This is a genomic window from Antrihabitans auranticaus (genome assembly GCF_016481275.1).
Taxonomy (GTDB): domain Bacteria; phylum Actinomycetota; class Actinomycetes; order Mycobacteriales; family Mycobacteriaceae; genus Antrihabitans.
Genome location: NZ_JAEMNW010000001.1, coordinates 125,359 through 131,698 on the forward strand (window position 1 = coordinate 125,359; position 6,340 = coordinate 131,698).

The 6,340-nt window shown below is 63.5% G+C and carries 7 protein-coding genes; 3 read left to right on the plus strand and 4 right to left on the minus strand.

Annotated elements, in window-relative coordinates; translation table 11 throughout:
* The first annotated feature begins 142 nt into the window (after positions 1 to 142).
* A complete protein-coding gene (locus tag JGU72_RS00600; protein ID WP_199681831.1) occupies positions 143 to 763 on the plus strand; it encodes a hypothetical protein in 621 nt (206 codons plus the stop codon).
* Between the two features lie 206 nt (positions 764 to 969).
* Positions 970 to 1,098 (plus strand): hypothetical protein, encoded by a 129-nt coding sequence (locus JGU72_RS30955; protein WP_267909123.1) that lies wholly within the window; start codon positions 970 to 972, stop codon positions 1,096 to 1,098.
* Position 1,099: 1 nt separating this feature from the next.
* Here the strand turns inward: JGU72_RS30955 and nadC are convergent, their stop codons facing one another.
* From nadC to nadA, 3 genes are read right to left on the minus strand one after another with little or no spacing between them, the layout of a single operon-like run.
* Positions 1,100 to 1,948 (minus strand): carboxylating nicotinate-nucleotide diphosphorylase, encoded by an 849-nt coding sequence (nadC, locus tag JGU72_RS00605; protein WP_199681832.1) that lies wholly within the window; start codon positions 1,946 to 1,948, stop codon positions 1,100 to 1,102.
* The gene (locus JGU72_RS00610; protein ID WP_199681833.1) at positions 1,949 to 3,520 is read right to left on the minus strand and encodes an L-aspartate oxidase; all 1,572 of its coding nucleotides are present in this window, start codon (positions 3,518 to 3,520) and stop codon (positions 1,949 to 1,951) included. It lies immediately after the preceding gene.
* On the minus strand, positions 3,517 to 4,542 hold the full coding sequence (gene nadA / locus JGU72_RS00615; protein WP_199681834.1) for a quinolinate synthase NadA: 1,026 nt from the start codon (positions 4,540 to 4,542) through the stop codon (positions 3,517 to 3,519). The genes JGU72_RS00610 and nadA overlap by 4 nt, the downstream gene beginning before the upstream one ends.
* 88 nt (positions 4,543 to 4,630) lie before the next feature.
* Between nadA and JGU72_RS00620 the strand changes: the two genes are divergently transcribed.
* Positions 4,631 to 5,341, plus strand: a complete 711-nt coding sequence (locus JGU72_RS00620; protein ID WP_199681835.1) for an NUDIX hydrolase — start codon at positions 4,631 to 4,633, stop codon at positions 5,339 to 5,341.
* A 224-nt stretch (positions 5,342 to 5,565) separates the two neighbouring features.
* Here the strand turns inward: JGU72_RS00620 and JGU72_RS00625 are convergent, their stop codons facing one another.
* Positions 5,566 to 6,168 (minus strand): hypothetical protein, encoded by a 603-nt coding sequence (locus JGU72_RS00625; protein WP_199681836.1) that lies wholly within the window; start codon positions 6,166 to 6,168, stop codon positions 5,566 to 5,568.
* Between the last annotated feature and the right edge of the window lie 172 nt (positions 6,169 to 6,340).

Here is a 6,340-nt window from a genome sequence, read left to right on the forward strand (position 1 = left end):
GGGACTGGAGATACTCGAGAATTTCAAAACGTTCGAGTCTGGAAAATTTCGGCCGCGCCTGGGTATGTTTGCACCGGCGGCGGGACGTTATAAGAACTTGACCAATGGGGGCCCGCTCGCCGAGCACAGAGATGAGGGGCCCATGAGGCTGCGAGGAACTGTCGCCGCGACGGCGCTGATTGCCGCCGTATCGCTTGTCAGCACGGGTGCGTCGTACGCGGAGCCCGCACCGATCGAGCCGGGTCGGTTGCTGACTTACGAAGTGCAACTTGGCGACAACTTGTCGGTGAGTGCGAGTGTGGATTACGGGTACTGGCAGACGTCACCCGACGGCAAGTTCGTCACGCTGGTCGATGACGCGGGCAAACCGGTCGAAAGCATTCCGACGCAGTACGACTTGAACGGGCGACCACATCCGATTCCGACCGAAATCACTGATGGCGGCCAGAAATTGCAGATGAAGCCGCAGCAGGTGGGCATCGAAGAGACACCGGCTGCGAGCAACGCCGACCGCCAGGCAGCATGGGACACACTCATGCGCGAGATCGTCACGGGCTGGAACAACCAGGGACCCGTCTCGACTGCCATCGGTGCGGCAATAGGTTTCGGAATCGGCTGCCTGTCGATCTTCCCGAACTTCATCGCGGGCTGCATCATCGGGACGATCATCGGAGCCGGCATCGGCGCCGCCGTGGGTGTTGTACAAGGCAATCCGAATGTCCAACCAGCGGCCCAGGCCTGGATCGAGTCCTTCTTCAAGTAACTGGTCAACCGACCTGAACGCTGCACAACCAGCGCTTTCGGATATCCAGAAGTTGCCGAATCTTTGCTATCACTAACGCATTACGTTGATCTTGAAATGAATGTTCAAGGAAGCAAGCGCATTTCGTAGCAAAACTTTATCCAGTCCTTTATCGTCCTGGTAGACGCGCACACATCGCGTGCTGTTTCATAGCAAAAGGGGAAAAAATGCCTGAAGGGGACAACGGGATGCTCGGCATCCTTGGTGCGCTCAACAGTGGGGTCACGCTGGGGCTTGCCAACACGATCTTGACGTTCGGCGGTTTCGTTCTGAACCTCAATATCAACTCGGGCTAGTTCACATATCGAGGCCCAGGTCGAGTACCGAGACCGAATGCGTCAGCGCCCCAACGGCAAGATAATCGACGCCCGTTCTCGCGTACTCGGCTGCCACTTCGAGGCTCAGCCCGCCCGAAGATTCGAGCTTGGTCTGCGGTGCACGAGAGTTTCTGCGCTGCACCGCAGTCTGAGTTTGCCATAACGGAAAGTTGTCCAGCAGAACGAGTTCGACGTTCTGCTCCAGAACCGCGTCCAGTTGCTCGAGGCTGTCGACTTCCACTTCGCACTCGATGTCCGGGCGCATGGCTCGCACAGCCTGCAATGCCGCAACCACCGAACCCGCTGCCACAACGTGGTTGTCCTTGATCAGTGCTGCATCGCCCAGCCCCATTCGGTGATTCACGCCGCCACCCATGCGGACCGCATACTTCTCCAGAGCACGCAGGCCAGGAAGTGTTTTGCGCGTGTCCCGAATTCTGCAGTCCGTACCGTCGACGGCGTCGACCCAGCGCGCCGTCGCGGACGCGATACCGGACATGTGGCAGACGAGGTTCAGCATCGTCCGCTCAGCAGTGAGCAGCGCTCTCGTGGGCGCGGAAACTGTCAGCACCACAGTGCCTTTCTGCACCCGGGAGCCGTCCGCGATCCGATCGACGACCTCGTAGTTCCCCTCGCCGATCACCTCGTCGAGCACCATGAGGCCGACATCGATCCCGGCAACCACGCCCACTTCCCTGGATACGACAGCAGCCTTCGCCACTGCGTCCGCGGGAACCGTTGCGGCGCTGGTGACGTCGGGGCCGAATCGCAGGTCCTCGTCGAGTCCCGTGCGAATCACCCGTAGGACCTCGTCACGATCGAGCGTCATCTAACGCACTCCTGTCAATCTCAGTTCTGCCAGCTGTAGTTCACCCGACCGGTCCATCCGCACGGGAATGCTCCGGCGCTGGGTTTCGATTGCGTCCGGATAGTCCGAACGCGTGTGGCAGCCACGGCTTTCGGTGCGCGCGTCGGCAGCGAGTACGAGTGCGGTCGCGGTGATCGTCAGAGCCGCGTCTTCGAGCGCATCGACGGATTCGGACACCACTTGCGACGCCGCCGCGAGTTCGGCTGCCGCAATCGCGAGACCCGAGCCGTCACGCACGACCGAGGCGTGCTCGGTCATCAATGCTTGCAACTTCTCTCGGGGCATGTGCGGCATCGCACGCTGGCCGGGATCCTTCACCTCGACGCGCAGGTCGGCGCGCTGTGCGGCGGCAGCGCCTGCCCGCTCCCCCACCACCAGTCCTTCGAGCAGGCTGTTGGACGCGAGCCGGTTCGCGCCGTGCAGACCGGTCCGCGCGACCTCCCCTGCCGCGAGCAGACCGGGGACCTCGGTGCAACCGTTGACGTCGGTCACGACGCCACCACACTGATAGTGCGCGGCAGGTGCGACGGGGATGAGTTGGTGAGCCGGGTCGATTCCGGCGGCCAAGCACGATGCGGTGATCGTCGGAAAGCGTTGGGCGAAGCCGGGTATTGCTCGCGCGTCGAGGAAGACATGGTCGGTGCCGAGTTGGCGCATCCGCGCGGAGATCGCTTTCGACACGACATCGCGAGGGGCAAGGTCGCCACGTGGGTGAACGCCCTTCGTCACCGAGTTGCCTTCGGTGTCGACCAATTTCGCACCCTCGCCGCGGACCGCTTCGCTGATCAGGGGACGCCGACCGGTTCCGCCCGGCGTGTACAGCACGGTCGGGTGGAACTGCACGAACTCGATGTCCTCGACAGTTGCACCCGCGTCCAATGCCAGCCCGATGCCGTCCGCGGTGGCACCGGGCGGATTCGTGCTGCACGAATAGAGCTGGCCGAGTCCACCGGTCGCAAGGAGCACGGACGGGGTGTGCACCACCCCGTATCCCTCTTTCGACAGCACCAGCAGGCCCGTCACGCCGGCTGCGTCGGTGACGACCCGCGCTGCGCTCGCCCCGAATAGCACGGGCATACCTGCGGCGTTCAGGGCGCGTTGCACTTCGGCACCGGTTGCGTCGCCGCCCGCGTGAATGATTCGCCGCGTACTGTGCCCGCCTTCGCGCGTGCGCGAGACGGCACCGTCGCGGCCGAGGTCGAACACCGCCCCGAGGTCCGTCAGTGCGGCGATCGCCCGCTGGCCACCCGCCACGATCGACCGAACGGCCGCTTCGTCGCAGAGGCCCGCACCGGCCTCGACGGTGTCCTCGACATGCGAGTCGACCGAATCTCGCTGGGGCGCGACGACAGCAATGCCGCCTTGCGCGTACTGCGTCGCAGTGTCTGTCGGCCCGCCCTTGCTGACAGTGAGGACATTCAGTCCGCGCACCGAGGCCGCGCGGGCGGCGGTGAGCCCCGCTACACCGCCACCGACCACGACGAGATCAGCCCGCGCCTCCCACGCGATCGCGCCCCCCGGCGCGCGCGTCACTCGCCTCCGCCCGGGGTACCGATTTCGATCATTCGCTGCACCGACTTGCGCGCGCGCTCTGCGATATCCAGATCGACGTGCACCTCGTCCTTGCCTTCGATCAAGCAGCGCAGTAGCGCGGCGGGAGTGATCATCTTCATGTATTTGCAGGACGCGCGATCGTTGACGGCCTGGAAGTCGATGCCCGGCGCGGCCTTGCGCAGCTGGTGCAGCATGCCGACCTCGGTTGCGACGAGAACCTGCTTCGACTTCGCGACGCGGGCGGCGTCGATCATGCCGCCGGTGGACAAGATGTGGACGCGATCGGCTGGGAACGCACCTTCGCCCGCGAGGTACAGCGCCGACGTCGCGCAACCGCACTCCGGGTGCACGAAGAGCTCGGCATCCGGGTGGCTGCGCGCCTGCGCAGTCAGTTCGTCGCCGTTGATGCCGGCGTGGACGTGACACTCGCCCGCCCAGATGTGGAGGTTCTTGCGGCCGGTGATGCGTTTGACGTGCGCGCCGAGGAACTGGTCCGGCAGGAACAGCACATCGCGGTCGGGATCGACGGAGGCAACGACATCGACTGCGTTGGACGACGTGCAGCAGATGTCGGTCAGCGCTTTCACTTCGGCCGTGGTGTTCACGTAGGAGACGACGACGGCGTCGGGGAACTCCGCTTTCCAGGCACGCAGGTCGTCGGCAGTGATGGAGTCCGCGAGGGAGCAGCCCGCGCGCGCGTCCGGGATCAGGACCGTTTTCGTGGGGCTCAGGATCTTCGCCGTCTCGGCCATGAAGTGCACACCGCAGAAGATGATCGTGCCCTCGGTCGCCTCGGCGGCGATCCGCGATAGCGCGAGCGAGTCCCCGACGTGGTCGGCAACATCCTGGATTTCGGGCAACTGGTAGTTGTGCGCCAGGATCGTCGCGTTCTGTTTCCGCGCGAGCCGCTTGACCTCGGTTGCCCATTCAGGAGTGCCGACGACGCCACTGAATCCGGTTGGGCTGTCCTGAATCTGCGCTTCCAGCAGTGTCGTGGCCATGTCGGCTCCTTTCCCGCGATCCCGGGGGCTGAGCCGAGTTCGCATCTCTGCTTTGTTATCGAGCAGTTTTCGACTTATGATCGAAAACATGCTTCATAGTAGCACCATCCACGAATCGCTCACCGCGGTGTTCCAGGTGCGGTACTTCGGTTCGGACAAACCGGGCAACGGCGCGCGACCCGAACTGGCGGTACTGCTCTGGCAACGCGCCCTCGATCCACAGGTCGGGACGTGGTCCCTGCCAGGTGGAAAGCTGCGCGACGACGAAGACCTGACGGCATCGGCGCGGCGACAGCTGGCAGAGAAGGTTGACGTGCGGAAGCTGGCGCATCTCGAACAACTGTCGGTGTTCAGCGAGCCCGACCGCGTGCCGGGTCCACGCAGGATCGCGTCGACATTCCTCGGCCTCGTCCCGTTGACGACCGATCCGAAACTTCCCGACGACACCGCCTGGCATCCCGTGTCGGCGCTGCCGGTCATGTCGTTCGACCACGGCGTGGTCGTCGAGCACGCGCGCACTCGCCTGGCCGCAAAACTCTCCTACACGAACATCGCATTCGCGTTGGCACCCCAGGAGTTCGCGATGTCGACGCTCCGCGAAATATATTGTGCAGCACTAGGTTACGACGTCGACACGACGAACCTCCAACGTGTCTTGAATCGGCGCAAAGTGCTGACCCCCACTGGCACAACCTCCGCCCCCGGCCGCACCGGTGGCAGGCCGGCGGCGCTGTATCGCTTCACTGATTCGTCCATTCGGGTCACCGACGAATTCGCGGCGTTGCGGCCGCCGACCTGAGTGGTTGCCTGGCGCAGACAGCCGGACCCTCGACCGCTCCAGGTGGTGAGCGACCGAGGGTCCGGATGGATCTGCGCCGACAAGGTGATCTGTCACGCCGAAAGAGTTTCGCGAATTGCGAACCGAACGGCACACTGATTCGTTGTCAATGCGAGGGCCGGGCCATCCGCGATGCTGCGCGAATGGCCGCGATCAACCTCGATTCTTGTCGGTGTTCGGAGTTGTTAAGGGGCGTATGTGCTGAAGTAATCGAAGATCGCTGGTTGCAGGTTCTCACCCCCTCGCACAATTCCGACGATTGCTCCTATTCCCGCGCCGATGATCGTCCCCAAGATGCATCCCGCGATCGGGTTGAGCAAGATTGCGATACAGCCGACGACCTGACCGACGGTCGCGCCGACTGCGACGGCCATCATGCCGCCGTTCTCCCACCATTTGACTGCTTCTGTGCGCAGGTGATCCCACGCCGCTCCACGGTCACGCTGCAGCACCTCGGACACCGTCGTCGGCAGGTCCTTCGGTGTCATCTGCAGGTTCTGGCCGTCTTCACTGATCGCGGCAGCGATCGGGTATCTGACGTTGTCCCAGGTGAAATACGTGGGCACGACCTCACGGACCGTGCCGGCGTTATCGACAAGTTCGACTGCGGCGTCCGTCTCGCGGAAGTAGCCCGAGTCGATACGAGTGTTGACGGTGTTCGTGCCGACCCACGTCGTCGTGTAATTGATGACGTCGCTCGCCGGCTCCGCCTGCGCTACAGCGGTGCCGAACAGCGCCGCCGCTACAACCGTCGACGTGATTATCGCCGACGATCTCAGAAGCTTCATCGTGCTCTCCTATCAGTGATTTATTGGCCGTCTTGTTGGACGCTTGAGTCCCCCCGAGGACGCCTTCTTGGGCTGTGCGAGGTATTCCTCGAGGATTGGCCCGATCACCGCTAGAGAGCTCGGGTCGATCATCTGGTTGTGTTCGCAGCCGACTACGAACTCGTGAATTCCC